The organism is Streptomyces sp. YJ-C3 (assembly GCF_053891275.1).
Map to the genome: position 1 here is coordinate 5,181,401 of NZ_CM132685.1, position 18,385 is coordinate 5,199,785.

The window sequence follows — 18,385 nt, forward strand, 5'->3', positions numbered from 1 at the left end:
AGGTCTATGAACTGACGACCCATCAGGTTACGCTCCGCCGCATGACTTCGACCGTGGTCTGGGGTACCGGGAACGTGGGCCGCGCGGCGATCCGAGCCGTCGACGCCCATCCCGGACTCGAACTCTGTGGCGTGCTCGTGCACGACCCCGCCAAGGACGGCCGCGACGCGGGCGACCTGGCCGGTCTCGACCACGCCCTCGGTGTCACCGCGACGACTGATGTCGACGCGGTGCTCGCGGCCCGTCCCGGTGCCGTCTTCTACGCCGCCTCCGGCGAACTCCGCCCGGACGAGGCCCTCGCCGACATCTGCCGCGCGTTGCGCGCCGGGGCGGTCGTCGTCTCCCCGGCCCTCTATCCGCTCTACGACCATCGCAGCGCGCCGCCGGACTTCACCGATCCGGTGCGCGCGGCGATCGACGCGGGCGGCGGCTCCCTGTTCGTCTCGGGCGTCGACCCCGGCTGGGCCAACGACGTCCTGCCGCTGCTGGTCAGCGGGCTCGGCACCCGCGTCGACGTGCTGCGCTGCCAGGAGATCTTCGACTACTCGACGTACGACCAGGAGGACTCGGTCCGCCATCTCGTCGGTATGGGCCACCCCATGGAGTACGAGCCGCTGATGCTCGCCGCGTCCATCCCCACCATGGTGTGGGGCGGACAGCTGCGCCTGATGGCCCGGGCGCTCGGGGTCGAACTCGACGAGATCCGCGAGACGTTGGAGCGCCGGCCGCTGGAGAGCGACGTGACGACGGCGACCATGGGCGACTTCGCCGCGGGCACCCAGGGCGCGGTCCGCTTCGAGGTGCAGGGCGTCGTCGACGGGGAGGTCCGCATCGTCGTCGAGCACGTGACCCGGATCCATCCCTCGTGCGCACCCGACTGGCCGGTGCCGCCCGGCGGCGGGGCCGGCGCGCACCGCGTCATCGTGGAGGGACGCCCGCACATCGAGGTCACCGTGCAGGCCACCGACGAGGGCGGCAATCACTCGGCGGGCGGCAACGCGACCGCCGTCGGGCGTCTGGTCGGCGCGATCGACTGGCTCGTGGCCGCGCCGCCCGGGCTCTACGACGCGCTCGACATACCCGTGCTCCCGGCCGTCGGCCGACTCGGAAGGAAGCAGCCATGAGGATCGACATACCGGACGGCCAGGAACCCATCCCGTACGTGTGGGGCGAGATGGTGCCCGGGATCGGGCCCGCGGCGGCGCAGTTCTCGATGGCGGTGTACGACCACACGACGCTGGGGCTGCGGGAGTTCGAGGCCGCGCGGCTGCGCGTCGCGCAGATCAACGGCTGTCTGTTCTGCCTGGACTGGCGCACCGAGCGGGACGGCGAGAAGGTCGAGGCGTCGTTCATCGACGCGGTGGAGGACTGGCGCACCACCGACGCCTTCGACGAGCGGACCCGGCTGGCCGCCGAGTACGCGGAGCGCTACACCGTCGACCACCACGGTCTCGACGACGCGTTCTGGAAGCGGATGACCGCGCACTACAGCCAGGCCGAGATCGTCGAGCTGAGCATGGCCATCGGATCGTGGCTGGCCTTCGGCCGGCTCAACCATGTGCTCGGGCTCGACGCGGTGTGCGTCCTGCCGGGGCACTGAACCGCCGCGTGACGGCCGGGCCCTGGGCAGGTCCCGGCCGTCACGGGTCGGTCCCGTCCGGGTCAGGGCACCCGGGCCACCACGGCGTAGATCCCGCTGCCCTCGGCCTCGGGGGCGGGCTCCTCGCGGTACCACTCGGGCGCCGTGACCAGGCCGGGCGCCACGGGCTCCAGGCCCTCCAGGAAGCGGCTCACGCCCTCGCGGGTGCGGAACCCGAGCTTGATGCCGCCCTTCGCGTACTCGGCAGTGACCTGGTCCGACAGCTCGGGGAAGATGTCGGACGAGGCGTGCGAGAGCACCAGGTGGCTGCCGGAGGGCAGCGCGGAGACCAGCGTCGAGACGATCTCGTACGGGTTCTGCTCGTCGGAGATGAAGTGCATGAGCGCGATCAGCGACAGCGCGATCGGCCGGTCGAAGTCGAGGACGGTGCGGGCGTGTTCGAGGATCGCCTTCGGGTCCCGGACGTCGGCCTGGATGTAGTCCGTGGCGCCTTCGGGGGTGCTGACGAGCAGCGCCTCCGCGTGCCGCAGCACGATGGGGTCGTTGTCGGTGTAGACGACCTTGGCGGCGGGGACGATGCGCTGCACGATCTGGTGCAGGTTCGGCGCGGTCGGGATGCCGGTGCCGACGTCCAGGAACTGGTCGACGCCCTGGGCCGCGAGCCAGGCCGACGCCCGGTGCATGAACTCCCGGTTCTGCCGCGCCGCGTCGCGCGCCTCGGGCGGCAGCTTCGCGCCGACGGCCTCGTCGACGGGGTAGTTGTCCTTGCCGCCGAGCAGCCAGTCGTAGACCCGTGCGGGGTGCGCCTGGCTGGTGTCGATCCGGGGCCGGGGGGCGGGTGCCGTCATGGGCGGGCTCCATCGTCGCGAGGGGCGGGGCGGGTCGGATGACCTGGCCCTCAGTTTGCCACGTCAACTACCCGCGTTGATCAGGGCGTTGGCACAGTTCACGCGCGGTACGGCTTTGACAGCGGACGGTGGTGTCTGGTCCCATGGCCGCGGTGCCGCGTGGCGCCGGCCACAGAGCAGTGGGCCGGCCGGACGCCGGGCGAGCGCCCTTCTCTCAGGACTACGCCATGAGCCTTCGTTCCGCGACCTGATGTGCGTGCGCCCTCGGCGCACCCTCCGCGTTCCCGCTGACGTCCCGCGCGGCGCCGTGCCGCCGGACCGCAGCGTCCCACCGTGCCTTCGCGCATCGCTCCAGAGGAGTTCCCTTCCGCATGCCCACGCTCTCTCAGCCCTCCCCCGCCCTCTCCGAGGGCCCCGGCCTGCTGCGCCTCACCACCACCGGGGCCCGCTCGGGCCGCCCGCACACCGTGCCGCTCGGATACGTCCGGCACGCCGGGCAGTTGCTCGTCGTCGCGTCGGACCGGGGTTCCGACCGGCACCCCGGCTGGTTCCACAACCTGCTGGCCCGGCCCGTCGTGACGGTCGCGCTCGACGGTGACACCTTCCAGGCCGTCGCGGTGCCCGCGCAGGGTGCGCGCCGCGCGGAACTGTTCGCGGCCGTCGTCCGCGCCGCGCCCGGGTACGCCGGGCATCAGGCACGCACCACCCGCGCCCTTCCGGTCGTGGTCCTCGACCGGCCGGCGACCGCGGCTCCGGAGACCGTGACGACGCTCGCCGGGAAGCTGCTGCAGGTGCACACCTGGCTGCGGGACCAGCTGCGGCACGTGCGGGCGGAGACCGAGGCCCACTTCGCCGCGTCGACCGCCGCCGGGCCGGGCCTCGGCCTGCAGATCCGGCAGCACTGCCTGGCGTTCTGCCAGTCCCTGGAGTTCCATCACGACAGCGAGGCCGGGCACCTGTTCCCCGGGATCGCCCGGTGGCACCCGGAGCTGGCCGACGTGTTCGAGCGGCTGCGCGGCGAGCACGTCGCGGTGGGACGGATCCAGGACGCGCTGGTGGCGCTGCTCGACGACATCGCCACGGCCGACCCCGAGGTGTTCCGCGCCGAGCTGGAGCGGATGACGAAGGAGCTCACGGCGCATCTCGACTACGAGGAGGAGCATCTGCTGCCCGTGCTCGCCGGGGTGCCGTGGCCGCCGGTGCGCCCTTAGGGTGGCCGGAGCAGCCGACGTCCGCGGATTCGCCGGAGGGAGCAGCCGTGCGCGACTGGCGGAGCGAACTGGGCCTCGAACCGCACGGTGAGGGCGGCTTCTTCCGGCGGATCTACACCGGCCCGCAGGAGATGGTGACCGCGCACGGCCCGCGGCCCTCGGCCTCGTCGATCTACTACTTGCTCGACGGGACGCAGCCGAGCGGTCTGCTGCACCGCAACCGCAGCGACATCCTGCACTTCCTGATCGACGGCGGTCCGCTGGAGTACGTCACGGTCGATCCCGTCGGCCGGCTCGCACGCACGGTGCTGGGCGCGGACGCCGAGCGGTTCCTGCTGGTGCCCGGTACCTGGTGGAAGGCGTCGCGGCTCGTCGGCGGCGCCTCCCACGGTCTGGTGGCGGAGGTCGTCACACCGGGGTTCGACTACGCGGACCACGAGTTCGCCCCGCTGTCCGTACTGGACGATTTCCCGCACCTCGCCGACGAGTTGCGGGAGTTCGTGCGCGCGTAGGTGTCAGCCCAGGGTGCGGATCGGGCTGCCCGCCAGATACGCCTCGATGTCCTCGATCGCGCCCTGGAAGTATCCGTCGTAGTTGCCGCGGGTGACATAGCCGAGGTGCGGCAGGCCGAGGAAGTTCGGTGCCGTGCGCAGGGGGTCGTCCAGCGGCAGGGGTTCGGTCGCGAACACGTCGCTGCCGGCGCCGGCGATCCAGCCCTCGCGCAGGGCGCGCAGCAGCGCCTCCTGGTCGACGATCGCGGCGCGCGAGGTGTTGACCAGGTAGGCGGTGCGGCGCATCCGTCGAAGGTCCTCGGCGCCGAGGAGACCGCGGGTGCGTTCGCTCAGCACGAGGTGCACGGAGACGAAGTCGCTGGTCTCCAGGAGTTCCTCCTTGGAGGCGGCGAGTTCGGCCCCTGCCTCCGCGGCTCGCTCCCCGGTCAGGTTCTGGCTCCAGGCGGTGATGTCCATGCCGAAGGCGGCGCCGACGCGGGCGACCCGGCTGCCGATCTTGCCGAGTCCGAGCAGGCCGAGGCGGCGGCCGTGCAGGTCGGCGCCGAGCGTGGACTGCCAGGGGCCGCCGGAGCGCAGCTGGTCGTTCTCGGTGACGACGCCGCGGGCGAGGCCCAGGATGAGGGCCCAGGTCAGCTCGGCGGGCGGCTCGGAGCTGCTCGGGGTCCCGCAGACGGTGACGCCGTGCGCGGCCGCGGCTGCCAGGTCGATCGAGGCGTTGCGCAGCCCCGAGGTGATCAGCAGGCGCAGCTTGGGCAGCCGGGCGAACAACTCGGCCGGGAACGGGGTGCGTTCGCGCATCACGACGACGATCTCGCAGTCGCCGATCTCCTCGACGAGCTCGTCGTGGGCGGTCAGCGAGCGGTGCAGGAAGCGGACGTCGACACGGCCCGCGAGTCCCGCCCAGTCGGCCCGCTCACGGGCGACGTCCTGATAGTCGTCGAGTACGGCACAGCGCAGCGTGGTCACCAACACTCCCCAGGGTTCGATCGGCTGCCACGACAGTAGGTGTTCCGCCCGAGGAGATCGCGTACGGGTCACACCCTGGTCGCCAGGGTGTGCGCCCACTCGCTCGTCGTCGTCACGTCACCGCGCCGGTTGAGGACCTTGGTGACCAGGGTCTCGTGCAGTTCGGGGTCGGGGTCGAAGCAGGCGTCGGACAGGACGGTGACGCGATGGTCCAGGTCGGCCGCCTGAAGGGCGGTGGACAGGACGATGCCGCCGGTGGCGATGCCGGCCAGGACGAGGTGGTCGATGTCCTGTGCGGCGAGGATCTGCTGGAGGTTGTTGCCCGCGAAGGCGCTGACGCGGTTCTTGTGCACGACGAGTTCGTCGCCGAGCGGGGCGACGTCCGGGTGGATGGCGGCACCGGGGTCGTCGGCGGTGAACAGGTCGGGCGGCAGGGAGCCGAAGGTCTTGTTGCGGGGGTGGGCGTCGACGTGGCCGGGGCGCAGCCGCAGGGCGACGTGGATGACGGGGATGCGGGCGGCCCGGGCCGTCTCCAGCGCCCGGACCGCGCGCGGCAGGTAGTCGGCGGACACGTGGGCGAGGTGGCTGAGCTGGAGGTCCATGGCGAGCAGGGCGGTGCGGGACACGATGATGCCTTTCGTGAGGGGGGCTGAGGGTTCGGAGGGGAGCGGCTATGCCTCTCCCGCGTCGGAGAGGCGACGCAGGCTCCGGTCGAAGACGGTGACGAGGAGGTACAGGACTCCGGCGCCGAGCATGAACCAGGCGAGACGGTGCATGCCGCCGGTGTCGGCGCGCTGTCCGAAGGACGCGGCGGTCGCCGCGGAGGCGACCATCGAGCCCACGTAGGCGAAGGTCCGCAGCAGACCGGCGGAGGAGCCGGTGCGCGCGGGGTCGGCCTGGAAGTACACGGAGTTCTGCAGGGCCAGGCTGTTGGCGCCCTGCGGCACCCCGAAGATCACGGCCAGGACGAGCAGCGCCCACAGGGGGCTGCGCGCGCTGAGGGTCAGCATCAGCAGGCAGGCGGCGATCTGACCGACGGCACCGAGCAGGAGCTTTCCGAGGACCCCGGCGCGCCGGCCGACGGTGACGGAGACCGCGATCCCCACGAGGAACATCGGGATCTGCACGAGTCCGGCGTGGAAGGGCGAGAGCCCGTAGCTCTCCTCCGTCCACTGGGTGAACCCGTAGAGGAAGGCGTAGGAGACGACGTAGGCCACCAGCGATCTGCCGTACGTGGCCAGCAGCGGCGCATTGCCGCCGAGCACCCTGAGGTCGATGAAGGGTGTCTTCGCGCGCAGCTCCCGCACCGTGAAGCAGGCTCCGGCGACGACGGTGATCAGCGGCAGGTACCAGTTGCCGACGCGCAGGTTCATCAGGAACAGCAGCAGTGAGAACAGCACGACCGCGAACAGGGCCATGCCCGGCAGGTCGATCCGTGCGGCCAGGCCGGCCCGGGCGGGGGTACCGGTGCGCGGCTGCTCGGGCAGGCGCAGGGCGCCGAGGACGACCGCGACCACGGCCAGCGGGATGTTCAGTGCGAAGGTCGCACGCCAGCCGCCGAGGCCGATGAGCAGGCCGCCCAGCAGGGGGCCGATCACCGCGATGGTCTGATTGGCGACGGCGAGCGTCGTCAGCACGCCCGCCGGGCTGTCCCGGCCGGTCCGCTCGGCCTCGCTGCGCAGCAGGGCCATGGCGGCGGGATAGCCGGCACAGGTGCCGAAGCCGAGCAGGACGCGCGCCGCGATCAGGACGCCGAGGTCGGGGGCGAGCGTGCCGACGACTCCGGCGACGCCGACGAGTCCGGTACTGAAGAGGAAGAGGCGGCGGGGCCCGAAGATGTCGATCAGCCGGCCGACGACCGGCTGCCCCAGGGCGGTGGCCAGGTAGAGCGCCGAGACCAGCCAGGCGGTCCGCGAGAGCGACGCCCCGAACGCGGCGGCGATGGGCACGAGCGCGACGGCGACGATGGTGGAGTTGATCGGGTTCAGGATCGAGCCCAGCACCATCGGCGGCAGCAGCCGGTGGTCGAAGCCGGCCTGCCCGGGGTCGCCGCGCGTGGCGGTCGTACGGTCAGTCACGGACGAGTCGCTCCAGTACGGCCATGGCCGCGATCACGGTCTGCCGTTCCTCTTCGGTGCACTTCTTCTGCAGTTCGCCGGCGAGCCATTCGCCGCGGGCCTGCCGGCCTTCCTCGGCGCGCCGGCGCCCTTCGGCGGTGAGCGCGATGAGCAGCCGGCGCCCGTCGTCGGGGTCGCGGCGCCGCTCGACCAGTTCCCGTTCGGCCAGGGCGGCGACCGTGGCGGTCATCGACTGGTGCCGCATGCCCTCGGCGGCGGCGAGGTCGCTGGTCGTGAGTCCGTCGTTGCCGATGAGGCGGGCCAGGACCGATGCCTGGGGGAGGCTGATGTCCTCGGCGTCCGATGCCGCGCGGATACGACGCCGCAAGCGCCCGATGACGGCCCGGACCTCCTGCGAGGCACGGACGGCCGAGGGCGACGTCCCACGAGTTTCGCTCATGCCCCCACCGTAGGATCAGTAGCTCTAATTGTCCAGTTTACCTGCGCAGTTTAACTGGATGACCGAAGAGCGACGGCCGGAGATGACACGACACCCCCGCATGGGCCCGACGTGCACGCCTGCCAACTTCCGCCGCCACTCGACGACTTGGTATGGACGAATGCCTTGACGTCCCTTCCGCCCGTCTCTTAAATCAACTCTTGAAGTAAACGCACCACGCGCACCCCCCTTGTCTTCACTTTCTGGCGCGCCCGAGACAGGCGCGATCCCCCTACCCGAAGTGACGTGATGCCACATGCGCATACCCCTTCGCCGCCGGCTGCCCCTGGCCACGGCCGCTCTCCTGTGCCTGGGCGCCGGTCTCGTCCCCGCGGCGCACGCGGCCGACGCCGACACCGGCGGCCGCACCTCGGCCGCCGCGGCCACCTTCACCGACGACTTCGACGGGCCCGCGGGCTCCGCCGTCGACGGTTCGAAGTGGCAGACCGAGACCGGCGACAACGTGAACAACCACGAGCGGCAGTACTACACGTCGGGCACGAACAACGCGGCGCTCGACGGCCAGGGCCACCTGGTCATCACCGCCCGCAAGGAGAACCCGGCCAACTACAACTGCTGGTACGGCAGTTGCCAGTACACGTCGGCCCGCCTGAACACGTCCGGCAAGTTCTCGACGACCCACGGGCACGTCGAGGCCCGCATGAAGATCCCGCGCGGGCAGGGCATCTGGCCGGCGTTCTGGATGCTCGGCGACGACATCGGTTCGGTGGGCTGGCCCAACTCGGGCGAGATCGACATCATGGAGAACGTCGGCTTCGAGCCCTCCACCGTGCACGGCACGATCCACGGGCCCGGCTACTCCGGCTCGGGCGGCATCGGCGCGGGCTACTCACTGCCCGGCGGTCAGGCGTTCGCGGACGACTTCCACACGTTCGCCGTGGACTGGTCGCCGAACTCCATCAAGTGGTCGGTGGACGGCACGGTGTACCAGACGCGCACGCCCGCCGACGTCGGCGGCAACCAGTGGGTGTTCGAGAAGCCCTTCTTCGTCATCCTGAACCTGGCGGTCGGCGGGTACTGGCCGGGTGACCCGGACGGCAGCACGCAGTTCCCGCAGCAGCTGATCGTGGACTACGTGCACGTGTCCAACGGCTAGCCCGCCGCGCACCCGGAAAGCAGATCTGCCCAACCACCCAGGTTTCAGGGGTGGTTGGGCAGTTTTCTGGATGCGATCAGGCCGACGTGCGGCACTCCGGGTGGCCCCAGCCGTCGGGGTTCTTGGCGATGTCCTCGCCCGCGGCATAAGAGCGGCCGCACCGGCAGCGGCCGGGGAACTTCGCCTTGAGCGTGCGCGACGAGGACGCCGAGGACGAGCCGGTGCGCTTCTTGGCGGCCGCGGCGCGGGGGCGGGCCGAGCCGCCCGACGACTTGGCCGACGGGGACGAGGGCGGCGGTTCGGGCGAGCCGAGGGCGCTGCCCGCGTCCTCCTGCACGATGGCGGCCTGACTGGCGGCACGGTCCGCGAAGTCGTTGAGCGGGTCGCCGTCGACCTGGTGCGCGGGCACGTACTTGAACTCGACCTTGCGGCCCTCGAGCAGCGCGTCGATCCGGGCGACGAGCTCCTGGTTGGCGACCGGCTTACCGGCGGCCGTCTTCCAGCCCTTGCGCTTCCAGCCGGGCAGCCAGGTGGTGACCGCCTTCATCGCGTACTGGGAGTCCATCCGGACCTCCAGCGGCACATCCGGGGCGACGGTGCTCAACAGCCTTTCCAGGGCCGTGAGTTCGGCGACATTGTTCGTCGCGGTGCCCAGCGCTCCGGCCTCCCACTGGACGGGCCGCTCGTCGCTGTCGGCGACGACCCACGCCCACCCCGCGGGGCCGGGGTTTCCTTTCGACGCGCCGTCACACGCCGCGATCACACGTTCTGCCATGCCCCCGATCATGCCAGGGTGCGGGCCCGACCGGGCAACCCTGACGCGTCCACGCCAGACGGCGGGGCTCCGGGGTGACCCCCGGGTCTTCCGGAGCCGCGTTCCCACCGCCCCTCCCCCTCCGAGCGGGCCCGGCGCGCCGCAGCGTCCCGGGTACGGCCGCTCAGTCCGCCAAGTCGATCCGGATCGTCAGCAGTTGGGTGCCGAAGGCACGGACGGCCGCGCTGTTGTAGCGGGGCAGGGTCCGCAGGCGGGCGCGGGCGTCGTCGTCCGGGAGCAGGTGCGCGGTGCCGGTGTGCCAGCGGCCCCGCAGCCGGACGCGGACCGCCGGATCGGCCTGGATGTTGCGCACGTAGTGCGACGCGAGGCCGAACTCCGAGACGAGCCAGAAGGCGTCACCGACGCGGCGCCCACCGACCGGGGTGCGGCGCGGCAGCCCCGAGGTCCGGCCCGTCGTCTCGATCAGGACCTGACCGGGCATCCGGGTCGACAGCGGGTTGGCGACCCGGCGCTGGAACGTCGTGACGATGCGGTGCTTGATCTCCTGGGCGCGCGACATGTCGGCACTGTAGCGGGGCGGTGAACAGGAGTTCCCCACGCGCGGATCCGCCTTCGGCGCCGTGGCCGCAGTGCCTGGCCGGGCGTGAGGCAACGTGAAGCAAAGGGAAGCCCCGACCGTGACGGGGGACCACGGCCGGGGCGGCTTCTGGGTGGGCACGGATGGCGGTCGCCTCTCGGCGGGGGGCTCCGCAGGGCTTCAACCGAACGATCTTCCCTGCGGGCGATAGGTAGGGCCCGGGGACACTGTTCCATCCGTGCCCACGATGGGTTCAACGGACAAGGGGCCAGGGTTGTTCCCGGCCGTTTCGGGGCGAGGCGTGAGGTGTGTCACGGTCGGTACGGTCTCGTGTCCACCTGTCACGAAAGGACCGCCCGTGCGGTGGTCGTCCGGCCCGCGGAGGCATCGGGTCCGTTTTCGCCGGGCGCTGTGGTGGCGCGCCGACGCCGTAGGGTGCCGTTGTGATCTTCGTCCCGGTTTCCCGCCGCCTGTCCGCCCTGTGCCTCGTCCTGGCCGCCGCTCTGCTGTCCGCCTGCTCGTCGGCCCCGGCCGGTGAGGACCGGCCGCCGCGCGTCCAGCGGCCCACGCCCGGTATGGACTTCGACTACCAGATCGGGGGTGCCTACCGGCCGCCCGCCGGGGTGCGGGCCGTCGCCAGGGACCGCGGCTCGGCACCGGCCCGCGGGCTCTACAACGTCTGCTACGTCAACGCGTTCCAGGCCCAGCCCGAGGCGCTGCGCTGGTGGCGGGACCGCCACCCCGACCTGCTGCTGCGGGACGGGAAGGGCCACTTGGTGATCGACGAGGACTGGGACGAGGCGCTCCTCGACCTCTCCACGGCGGACAAGCGGGCACGGCTCGCGAAGATCGTCGGGCCATGGATCGACGGCTGCGCGGACGACGGCTACCAGGCCGTCGAGCCCGACAACCTCGACTCCTACAACCGTTCCAAGGGCCTGTTGAAGCCCGCCGACGCGGTCGCCTTCGCCAAGCTGATCACGGACCGCGCCCATGCCGCGGGGCTCGCCGCCGGCCAGAAGAACACCACCGAACTGCTGCCGAAGCGCGCGGCCATGGGCTTCGACTTCGCGGTGGCGGAGGAGTGCGGCCGCTACGACGAGTGCGCGGACTACGCCTCCGCGTACGACGACCGGGTCTTCGTCATCGAATACCGCGCCGCCGATCTGGCCCGCGCCTGCCGCGCTGAGGGCACGCGGCTGTCGATCGTGCTGCGGGATCTGGACGTCCTGCCCGCGGGGTCGAAGGGGTACGTGCGCAAGACCTGTTGAGCCAGGGGCGTCAGGCCGTGCGGGATCCCGCGCCGATGGCGTCCAGACGGCGCTGGATCGCCTCCAGGGCTCCGGGGCGGCGGCCCGGGACCTGATGACGCAGCGCCGTGAGGGCGGTGGCCTGCGCCCTGGCACGGGCCGGATCGCCGACCTGCTCCCACTGGTGGTGGGCGCGGTCGACGGCCGCCTCGACGTCCTCGTCGGTGAGGGCCTCGCCGCGGGCGAGCCGGGCCTGGGCGACCGCGGTCCACAACTCGCAGCTGCGGCCCGGGTCCTGGGCGAGCCGGGCCAGATCGGCCCGCACCTCCAGCCAGTGGATGGCCTGCGGTGAACCGGCCCCGTGCGTGCGCAGCGCCTCGCTCTCCCAGGTCGCGGCGATGGCGGCGGCCTCCCCGTGCCGCCCGGCCTGGGCCGCCGCGAGCAGCGCCGGGTGGGGGTCGCCTCCCTCGGCGGGGCGGGCCGCTGGCACCGGGGCGACCGGAGCGGGAACGGCGCGGGGCGGGGCGGGCTCCGCGTGGGCCGGGGCGGGCTCTGCCCGGGCCGGAGCGGGCCTTACGCGGGCCGGGACGGGAACGGACTGTGCGGGTGCGATCTGGGCCGACGAGGCCCCGGCGGGCGCGACCTCGGCCGAGGTGGCCTCGGCGGGCTGCACCGTCACCCCGTGGGCCGGGTCCGGGAAGCGCGTGTCCGACGCCAGGAACAGCGCGTCCGCGGGGCCCGCGCAGGCGGCCGCCACCTCGTGCAGCCGGGCCGGCGCGGGGCGCTCGCCGCTGCGCCAGATGTCGGCGTACGCCCTGAGGTAGGCGGGGGTCAGTACGGTGCGGCGCGGCGGGGGCGGGGCCACGCGTCCGTACAGGCGCACTCCGTGGCCGAGTCCGAGGCCGCCGGCCCGCACGTGGTCCCAGGCTGCCGCGTCGGCGACGAGGTCGAGGACGACGGTGGTGGTGTGCGGGCGGCGCAGGGCGATCTCACCGGTCAGCCAGTGCCAAGGCAGGGCCGTGTAGCGCAGCGTGGACGGGGTGGTGCGGGCCAGCGCGAAGTGGAGCAGACGCTGGCGGTGGTCGAGCTGGAGCTGCCCGGTGACGTACAGGTGGAGCGGTCCGGGCTGTGCGGCGGCCGTGCGGATGCGGGTGAGGACGGCCTGCGGGTCGAGCGGGTCGGCGAGTTCGACGACGGTGGCCGCCGCCGTGCCGGTGAGCGCGCTCGGCGGGACCGCGGCGAGCGTCGGCAGCACGGCGGCCGCGTCGATGAGGCACCCCTTGCCCGCGGGCGCGGCAGCGAGCAGCAGCGCCGTCCCCGGCTCGGTGGAGTGTTCCTCGTAGGTGCCTTGCGCGTTGATCACCCCAGCACCGTAACCGGAATCCGTCGGGGCGCGCGCCCCGACGGAGCATCCCAACTGGTCCGGCTACGGCTGGTTTTCAGCCGTTTTCGGTGGCCGGCCGCGGGCAGCGCAGCCGGTCGCCGGTGACCGGGGCGCCCTCCACCATGCTGCGGTCGTACGTCACTTGCCGCACGCCGCGGTCCTCGCTGCCGACGACGACACGGAAGACGGGGCCGGAACCGGCCACGGGGCGCAGTCGGGCGCCGGGCAGGGCGGCGGCCAGGGACGGTGCGTAGCGGGCGCGTTCCGGGTCGTAGGTGACGACGGTCGGGCCCGCCGGACGGGTCGCGCGCGCCGGGGCCTCGGTCACGGCGAAGCCGCTGGCGCGCAGCCCTTCGGCGATGCGCGAGTCGTCGACGGTGACCTGGGTCTCGGACGGGAGCGTGCCGACGGCGACCGGTCCGTCGGTCCGCCCGCCGGGCGGGGCGAGCGGCCGGTCGGCGCGCAGCGCCGCGAACATCTGCCGTGCGCGCGGCTCGTCCCACAGCAGGGTGGAGCCCCAGTCGGGTACGCGGTGGTCGAAGTCGGCGATGGGGACGGTGGCGAACTCGGTCCGCTCCGGGGTGAGTTCGCGCATCGACCAGGCGAGGGAGACGAGTGTTGCGGCGTCCGTGCGGCCGTCGGTGCGCACGTGGGCGAGCAGGGCGCGGGCCGTTCGCGCGGTGGCGACGGGGTTCCGGAAGAGCTTGGCGTCGGACAGCCGCGCCAGCATGCCGAGCAGCAGCTTCTGCTGGCGGCGCACCCGGCCCAGGTCCCCGGGCGGGAAGACGTGCCGGGCGCGGGCGTAGCGCAGGGCTCCGCGGCCGTCGAGGTCATGGGTGCCGGCGGAGAGTTCCAGGCCGGAGTTCTCGTCCGCGAGGGGCGTGTCGGTGCACACCTCGGCGCCGCCCAACTGGTCGACAGCGGCCTCGAACTGGCGGAAGTCGGCTTCGAGGTAGTGGTCGACGCGCACTCCGGTGGCGCGTTCGACGGTGCGGACGGCGAGGTCGGCGCCGCCGTGCGCGAACGCGCCGTTGATCTTGCCGCTGTGCGCGGGGTGGTCGTGCGGCGCGAACGGCACGTACGAGTCGCGCGGCAGGGAGACGACGCTGAGCCGGCGCCCGTCGGCGGCGATGTGCACGAGCATCATCACGTCGGTGCAGCCGCACTCCTTGCCGCCGACGTGCAGCCGGTCGATCTCCTCGCGGGTCAGTCCGCTGCGCCGGTCGAGGCCGACGACGAGCAGGTTGGTGCCCGCTCCGGAGGCGGGCGCGGGGCCGGGGTCCGCTCCCGCGACGCCGGTCCAGGCCAGGGTGGCGGTCAGGAGGGCGGCGGCCAGGGCGTGGCGGCGCCGGGGACGGTGTGGGGGCATGGGTTCCTCCGCCGGTGGACGGTCGGGACGGTTCGGGCCCGTCGGTGCGGTTCGGCCAGGGGGACGCCTCGCCGAATCCAGCAGGTTAGGCCCGCAATGCCCAGATGTGGCGCCCCGCGCCGCGCCGCGGCCGCCGATTCACCGTCCTGCCGTGCGGCACGCTGCCGCCGGGGGGTGTCTGAGGGTGCGGACTCTTCCCCGGACGACGAAGCTGAGGGGCATGGACGGACTCGACGGATACCCCTCAGTTGTCGTGCACGCGGCGCAGCCCGGCGGGCGGCGGGTCACCGTCCGCGGTGAGGACGCGGGGCTCGCGACCTCACGGGCGGACGTGGTGGAGTTCCTGCGCCGCGCCGGGCTCGAGGACGCCTCGCTCGACGACCCGGACGTCATCGAGTGGCGCGGCGGCGGGAGCGCGATCTGGCCCGCGCAGATCGGCGATCCGGAGGACGGGATCTAAGGCCTGTCCGGCGGATCCCGCCGCGGGCGCGCCCTGATCCGCGGGACAGGCACTCGGTCCGGGGCCTACCGGTACCCGGTGACATCGGCGGGCTTGCCCGCGTCCTGGACCTCGACGAGGTAGCGCCAGGCGTCGGGCCTGCTGCCGTCGAGGTCGGTGAAGCCGTAGACCTGGGCGAGGCCGCCGCTGGAGAGCGAGGTCCCGTTGAAGCGGGACACGTCCGGGTCGGCGGCGAGAGCGGCGACCGCGCGGCCGGTGTAACGCGGCGTCTCGGAGATGGCGAAGTGCGGCTGTTCCCCGAGTGCGTCACGCCAGGTGTCCTCGGTGACGCCGAAGTGGCCGAGCATGATCTCCGAGCGCATCCAGCCCGGGGTGAGGGCCACGGCGGTGGCGCCGCGGGGGCCGAGTTCGTGGCCGAGGGCGAACGCCATGCGCAGGACGGAGCTCTTGGCGAGGTCGTAGAAGAAGGACACGCGGTAGTTCGTGCGGTTGTACTCGGCCGTGCCGTCGGTCACCTCCACGACCAGGCCGCCCGGGGTGCGCAGCAGCAGGGGGAGCGCGAAGTGGCTGGTGATGGCGTGGGTCTCCACGGCGAGGCGGTGCAGCCTGAGGCCCTTGTCGAGGTCGTGCTCCCAGACGGGGGCGTCCCAGTCGAAGAGGTTCTCGCCGCCCCAGATGTCGTTGACGAGGACGTCGAGGCGGCCCTGTTCGGTCTCGATGCGTGCGACGAGCGCCCTGACCTGGTCCTGCTCCAGGTGGTCGGTGGGGACGGCGATGCCCTGGCCGCCGGCCGCCGTGACCAGGTCGGCGGTGTCCTCGATGGTCTCGGCACGGTCGTACTCGGAGCGCCGGGCGCGTGTCGTCCGGCCGGTGACGTAGACCGTGGCACCGGCGGCGCCGAGTTCCACGGCGATGCCGCGGCCCGCGCCGCGGGTGGCGCCCGCGACGAGGGCGACCTTGCCGCTCAGCGGGGCTTCACCGGTCCGGCCGTCCTGCTGCTGCGTGTGCGTCACGTTCGTCTCCTGTGGTGATTCCGGCATCGTCCGCCACTCTCCGCGTCGGCCCCGCTGAGGGGCCTGCGCCGTCGCGCCTTGTTCGCGCCTCGTTCGGTCCTCTTCGTCGAGCATCCCCCCGAATCCCGACATCTTCTGTCCGGCTTCCCGGCCGGTCGGCGGGCGCTGACCTGCACCGGAATACCCCCGGGGGTATATCTGATACCCTAGGGGGTATAGAGTCGCTTGTGGCACCTGGAGGTTCCCGTGAAGGTCGTGGTCATCGGAGGCGTGGCGGGCGGTATGTCAGCGGCCACCCGGTTGCGCCGGCTCGACGAGCGGGCGGAGATCGTCGTGCTGGAGCGTGGCGCCCATGTCAGCTACGCCAACTGCGGGCTGCCGTACTTTCTCGGCGGTGTCATCGAGGAGCGCGACGCGCTGCTCGTGCAGACGCCCGAGGCGCTGCGGGCCCGCTTCCGGCTCGACGTCCGCGTCCGGCACGAGGCCGTCGCCGTGGACCGCGCCGCACGGACGGTCCGGGTCCGGGACCTGGTGAGCGGCGACGAGTACGCGGAGGCCTACGACCGGCTGGTGCTCAGTCCGGGGGCCCGGCCGTTCGTGCCGCAACTGCCGGGCGTGGAGCGGGCGTTCACTCTGCGGGACGTCACCGACACCGACCGGATCGCCGACACCCTCGCGGCCGGGGCACGCACCGCCGTGGTGGTCGGCGCCGGATTCATCGGCGTGGAGGCGGCGGAGAACCTGCGCCGTCGCGGACTGACCGTGACGCTGGTGGAGCTGGCTGGTCAGGTACTGCCGCCGCTGGACCCGGAGATGGCGGCGCCGCTCGCCGATGAGCTGCGCGCGGGCGGGATCGAGCTGGCGCTCGGCACCCAGCTGAAGGAGGTCAGGGAGGGCGACGTCGTTCTGGACGACGGGCGGACCGTGCCCGCCGATGTCGTCCTCATGGCCATCGGCGTACGCCCCGATGTCGCGCTCGCCCGCGCCGCCGGGCTCACCGTCGGGCCGCGCGGCGGCATCGCGGTCGACGAGACGGGGCGCACCAGCGACCCCGCCGTGTACGCGGTGGGCGACGCCGCCGAGAAGCGCGACGGGCTGAGCGGCGAGAGCGTCCTCGTGCCTCTGGCGAACCTGGCGAACCGGCACGGGCGGCTCGTCGCCGACGCGATCGCCGGACGCCCGGTGACGGCACGGCCGGCCACCGCCACCGCGGTCGTGCAGGTCTTCGGGCTGACCGCCGCGGCCACCGGCTGGAACGAGAAGCGGTTGCGGGCCGCGGGCCGCCCGTACCAGGCGGTCCATCTGCACCCCGGTTCGCACGCGGGCTACTACCCGGGCGCCTCGCCCATCGCCCTGAAAGTCCTCTACGACCCGTCCGACCTGCGCATCCTTGGCGCGCAGGCGGTCGGTGCCGAGGGCGTCGACAAGCGCATCGACGTGATCGCCACCTCCATCGCGGGCGGGCTGACCGCGCCGGAACTGGCGGATCTGGAGCTGGCCTACGCTCCGCCGTACGGCTCGGCGAAGGATCCGGTCAACATGGCCGGGATGATCGCCGAGAACCTCGCCACCGGCACGGACCGCACCGTCCAGTGGCACGAGCTGACCGCGGTGCGCGACGCGGGCGCCACCCTCGTCGACGTGCGCACGGCCGCCGAGCACGCCCGGGGCGCGATCCCCGGTGCGGTCAACGTCCCGCTCGACGAGCTGCGTGAGCGCGCCGCCGACCTGCCCGACGGCGACCTCGTCGTCCACTGCCAGGTGGGGCTACGCGGCCACACCGCGCTGCGCCTGCTCGCCGGGCTCGGCCGCGACGCCGTCAACCTCGACGGCGGGTACGCCACCTGGTCCGCCGGGCAGGCCGCATGAACCGTCCGACCCCCACCCCTCACCCGTCACGTCACCTGGGAGAAGCATGAGCACCACCCTCGCCCCCGCCGAGCTGCGCGCCCGGCCCGCCGACGGCACCCTCGTCGTGGACGTCCGCGCACCCGGCGAGTACGCGTCCGGACACGTGCCCGGCGCGGTCAACGTGCCGGCGGAGCACCTCGACGCGCTGCTGCCCGACCTGCGGGCCGCGGCCGAGGCGCGGCGCATCGTCGTCGTGTGCGCGGCCGGTCAGCGCTCGGCCGCCGCCTGCGCGAAGCTCGCCGACGCGGGCGTCGAGGCGGTCGGCCTGGCGGGCGGCACGCAGGCCTGGACCGCCGACGGGCTGCCCGTCGACACCGCCGCGCGCCCGCAGCGCGCCGTCTGGGCCATGGACCGCCAGGTGCGGTTCACCGCCGGTTCCCTCGTTCTGCTCGGCCTCGCCCTCGGGCGGCGCGCGCCGAAGGGCCGTCTGCTGGCCGCCGGGATCGCGTCCGGCCTGGTGTACTCCGGGCTGAGCAACACCTGCGGCATGGCGGCGATGCTGGGCAAGCTGCCGTTCAACCGGCCGGAGCCGGGCGCGCTGGACTCGGCCCGCGCGGCGCTGCGCGGATGAGCGGTAACCCGGCGGCCACCGATGCCGTACTGAAGCGGCTGCGCCGTGCGCAGGGCCAGCTGGCCGGGGTCATCGCGATGATCGAGGCGGGCCGGGACTGCAAGGACGTGGTCACGCAACTCGCCGCCGTGTCAAGGGCGTTGGACCGGGCCGGCTTCAAGATCATCGCCTCCGGCATGCGGGACTGCATGAATGCCGCGGACGGGGAACAGCCCCCGCTCAGCGAGGACGAGCTGGAGAAGCTGTTCCTGTCGCTGGCGTGACG

Annotated in this window: 20 protein-coding genes; 10 read left to right on the top strand and 10 right to left on the bottom strand. The window is 73.0% G+C overall.

The window, feature by feature from the left end:
* Window positions 1–41: 41 nt before the first annotated feature.
* Both ACVHNB_RS23120 and ACVHNB_RS23125 read left to right on the top strand, forming a co-directional pair.
* Window positions 42–1,124 carry an NAD(P)H-dependent amine dehydrogenase family protein gene (locus ACVHNB_RS23120; protein ID WP_456225759.1) on the top strand — a complete coding sequence of 361 codons (1,083 nt, stop codon included), beginning with the start codon at window positions 42–44 and terminating at the stop codon, window positions 1,122–1,124.
* Window positions 1,121–1,600, top strand: a complete 480-nt coding sequence (locus tag ACVHNB_RS23125; protein ID WP_456225760.1) for a carboxymuconolactone decarboxylase family protein — start codon at window positions 1,121–1,123, stop codon at window positions 1,598–1,600. Before ACVHNB_RS23120 ends, ACVHNB_RS23125 begins: the two co-directional genes overlap by 4 nt.
* A gap of 62 nt (window positions 1,601–1,662) precedes the next feature.
* Here the strand turns inward: ACVHNB_RS23125 and ACVHNB_RS23130 are convergent, their stop codons facing one another.
* Window positions 1,663–2,448, bottom strand: a complete 786-nt coding sequence (locus ACVHNB_RS23130) for an SAM-dependent methyltransferase (protein ID WP_428956792.1) — start codon at window positions 2,446–2,448, stop codon at window positions 1,663–1,665.
* A gap of 371 nt (window positions 2,449–2,819) precedes the next feature.
* On the opposite strand from ACVHNB_RS23130, the gene ACVHNB_RS23135 reads away from it, so the two are divergent.
* Both ACVHNB_RS23135 and ACVHNB_RS23140 read left to right on the top strand, forming a co-directional pair.
* The gene (locus ACVHNB_RS23135) at window positions 2,820–3,659 is read left to right on the top strand and encodes a nitroreductase/quinone reductase family protein (RefSeq protein ID WP_456225761.1); all 840 of its coding nucleotides are present in this window, start codon (window positions 2,820–2,822) and stop codon (window positions 3,657–3,659) included.
* Window positions 3,660–3,706: 47 nt separating this feature from the next.
* Window positions 3,707–4,171 (top strand): cupin domain-containing protein, encoded by a 465-nt coding sequence (locus tag ACVHNB_RS23140; protein WP_456225762.1) that lies wholly within the window; start codon window positions 3,707–3,709, stop codon window positions 4,169–4,171.
* A gap of 3 nt (window positions 4,172–4,174) precedes the next feature.
* Here the strand turns inward: ACVHNB_RS23140 and ACVHNB_RS23145 are convergent, their stop codons facing one another.
* From ACVHNB_RS23145 to ACVHNB_RS23160, 4 genes are all read right to left on the bottom strand, one after another.
* Entirely contained in the window at window positions 4,175–5,137 is a 963-nt protein-coding gene (locus ACVHNB_RS23145) for a D-2-hydroxyacid dehydrogenase family protein (protein ID WP_428956789.1), read from the bottom strand.
* A gap of 68 nt (window positions 5,138–5,205) precedes the next feature.
* Window positions 5,206–5,763: a cysteine hydrolase family protein gene (locus tag ACVHNB_RS23150; protein ID WP_456225763.1), complete on the bottom strand. Its 558-nt coding sequence runs from the start codon at window positions 5,761–5,763 to the stop codon at window positions 5,206–5,208.
* A 45-nt stretch (window positions 5,764–5,808) separates the two neighbouring features.
* A complete protein-coding gene (locus ACVHNB_RS23155) occupies window positions 5,809–7,143 on the bottom strand; it encodes an MFS transporter (protein WP_428957756.1) in 1,335 nt (444 codons plus the stop codon).
* A gap of 64 nt (window positions 7,144–7,207) precedes the next feature.
* Window positions 7,208–7,654, bottom strand: coding sequence for a MarR family winged helix-turn-helix transcriptional regulator (locus tag ACVHNB_RS23160; protein WP_456225764.1), 447 nt, complete (start codon window positions 7,652–7,654; stop codon window positions 7,208–7,210).
* Between the two features lie 295 nt (window positions 7,655–7,949).
* Between ACVHNB_RS23160 and ACVHNB_RS23165 the strand changes: the two genes are divergently transcribed.
* A complete protein-coding gene (locus ACVHNB_RS23165; RefSeq protein WP_456225765.1) occupies window positions 7,950–8,810 on the top strand; it encodes a glycoside hydrolase family 16 protein in 861 nt (286 codons plus the stop codon).
* A gap of 76 nt (window positions 8,811–8,886) precedes the next feature.
* On the opposite strand, the gene ACVHNB_RS23170 is transcribed toward ACVHNB_RS23165, so the two are convergent.
* Window positions 8,887–9,597: a ribonuclease H family protein gene (locus ACVHNB_RS23170; protein WP_428956785.1), complete on the bottom strand. Its 711-nt coding sequence runs from the start codon at window positions 9,595–9,597 to the stop codon at window positions 8,887–8,889.
* A 151-nt stretch (window positions 9,598–9,748) separates the two neighbouring features.
* Entirely contained in the window at window positions 9,749–10,144 is a 396-nt protein-coding gene (locus tag ACVHNB_RS23175) for a nitroreductase/quinone reductase family protein (RefSeq protein WP_428956784.1), read from the bottom strand.
* A gap of 461 nt (window positions 10,145–10,605) precedes the next feature.
* Here ACVHNB_RS23175 and ACVHNB_RS23180 point away from each other — a divergent pair, with 461 nt between their 5' ends.
* Window positions 10,606–11,433, top strand: coding sequence for an endo alpha-1,4 polygalactosaminidase (locus ACVHNB_RS23180; RefSeq protein WP_456225766.1), 828 nt, complete (start codon window positions 10,606–10,608; stop codon window positions 11,431–11,433).
* Between the two features lie 10 nt (window positions 11,434–11,443).
* On the opposite strand, the gene ACVHNB_RS23185 is transcribed toward ACVHNB_RS23180, so the two are convergent.
* Window positions 11,444–12,775 carry a hypothetical protein gene (locus ACVHNB_RS23185; RefSeq protein ID WP_456225767.1) on the bottom strand — a complete coding sequence of 444 codons (1,332 nt, stop codon included), beginning with the start codon at window positions 12,773–12,775 and terminating at the stop codon, window positions 11,444–11,446.
* A 76-nt stretch (window positions 12,776–12,851) separates the two neighbouring features.
* Complete coding sequence (locus ACVHNB_RS23190) at window positions 12,852–14,165, bottom strand: LCP family protein (RefSeq protein ID WP_456225768.1); 1,314 nt, start codon at window positions 14,163–14,165, stop codon at window positions 12,852–12,854.
* A gap of 220 nt (window positions 14,166–14,385) precedes the next feature.
* Here ACVHNB_RS23190 and ACVHNB_RS23195 point away from each other — a divergent pair, with 220 nt between their 5' ends.
* On the top strand, window positions 14,386–14,625 hold the full coding sequence (locus ACVHNB_RS23195; RefSeq protein WP_428956780.1) for a hypothetical protein: 240 nt from the start codon (window positions 14,386–14,388) through the stop codon (window positions 14,623–14,625).
* Window positions 14,626–14,690: 65 nt separating this feature from the next.
* On the opposite strand, the gene ACVHNB_RS23200 is transcribed toward ACVHNB_RS23195, so the two are convergent.
* Entirely contained in the window at window positions 14,691–15,638 is a 948-nt protein-coding gene (locus ACVHNB_RS23200; protein ID WP_456225769.1) for an SDR family oxidoreductase, read from the bottom strand.
* Window positions 15,639–15,884: 246 nt separating this feature from the next.
* Here ACVHNB_RS23200 and ACVHNB_RS23205 point away from each other — a divergent pair, with 246 nt between their 5' ends.
* Genes ACVHNB_RS23205 through ACVHNB_RS23215 form a run of 3 tightly spaced genes read left to right on the top strand, consistent with a single transcriptional unit; the run spans window position 15,885 to window position 18,383 of the window.
* Complete coding sequence (locus ACVHNB_RS23205) at window positions 15,885–17,507, top strand: FAD-dependent oxidoreductase (RefSeq protein ID WP_456225770.1); 1,623 nt, start codon at window positions 15,885–15,887, stop codon at window positions 17,505–17,507.
* Window positions 17,508–17,553: 46 nt separating this feature from the next.
* Window positions 17,554–18,120 carry a rhodanese-like domain-containing protein gene (locus ACVHNB_RS23210; RefSeq protein WP_456225771.1) on the top strand — a complete coding sequence of 189 codons (567 nt, stop codon included), beginning with the start codon at window positions 17,554–17,556 and terminating at the stop codon, window positions 18,118–18,120.
* Window positions 18,117–18,383, top strand: a complete 267-nt coding sequence (locus ACVHNB_RS23215; RefSeq protein ID WP_428956776.1) for a metal-sensitive transcriptional regulator — start codon at window positions 18,117–18,119, stop codon at window positions 18,381–18,383. Before ACVHNB_RS23210 ends, ACVHNB_RS23215 begins: the two co-directional genes overlap by 4 nt.
* Window positions 18,384–18,385: the final 2 nt, after the last annotated feature.

Excerpts from the sequence above, each read along its gene's own strand:
- ACVHNB_RS23130 (WP_428956792.1), bottom strand. The coding sequence starts at position 2,448 with ATGACGGCACCCGCCCCCCGGCCCCGGATCGACACCAGCCAGGCGCAC.
- ACVHNB_RS23195 (WP_428956780.1), top strand. The coding sequence starts at position 14,386 with ATGGACGGACTCGACGGATACCCCTCAGTTGTCGTGCACGCGGCGCAG.
- ACVHNB_RS23215 (WP_428956776.1), top strand. The coding sequence starts at position 18,117 with ATGAGCGGTAACCCGGCGGCCACCGATGCCGTACTGAAGCGGCTGCGC.
- ACVHNB_RS23125 (WP_456225760.1), top strand. The coding sequence starts at position 1,121 with ATGAGGATCGACATACCGGACGGCCAGGAACCCATCCCGTACGTGTGG.
- ACVHNB_RS23175 (WP_428956784.1), bottom strand. The coding sequence starts at position 10,144 with ATGTCGCGCGCCCAGGAGATCAAGCACCGCATCGTCACGACGTTCCAG.
- ACVHNB_RS23170 (WP_428956785.1), bottom strand. The coding sequence starts at position 9,597 with ATGATCGGGGGCATGGCAGAACGTGTGATCGCGGCGTGTGACGGCGCG.
- ACVHNB_RS23210 (WP_456225771.1), top strand. The coding sequence starts at position 17,554 with ATGAGCACCACCCTCGCCCCCGCCGAGCTGCGCGCCCGGCCCGCCGAC.
- ACVHNB_RS23120 (WP_456225759.1), top strand. The coding sequence starts at position 42 with ATGACTTCGACCGTGGTCTGGGGTACCGGGAACGTGGGCCGCGCGGCG.
- ACVHNB_RS23160 (WP_456225764.1), bottom strand. The coding sequence starts at position 7,654 with ATGAGCGAAACTCGTGGGACGTCGCCCTCGGCCGTCCGTGCCTCGCAG.
- ACVHNB_RS23155 (WP_428957756.1), bottom strand. The coding sequence starts at position 7,143 with ATGGTGCTGGGCTCGATCCTGAACCCGATCAACTCCACCATCGTCGCC.
- ACVHNB_RS23190 (WP_456225768.1), bottom strand. The coding sequence starts at position 14,165 with ATGCCCCCACACCGTCCCCGGCGCCGCCACGCCCTGGCCGCCGCCCTC.
- ACVHNB_RS23135 (WP_456225761.1), top strand. The coding sequence starts at position 2,820 with ATGCCCACGCTCTCTCAGCCCTCCCCCGCCCTCTCCGAGGGCCCCGGC.
- ACVHNB_RS23165 (WP_456225765.1), top strand. The coding sequence starts at position 7,950 with ATGCGCATACCCCTTCGCCGCCGGCTGCCCCTGGCCACGGCCGCTCTC.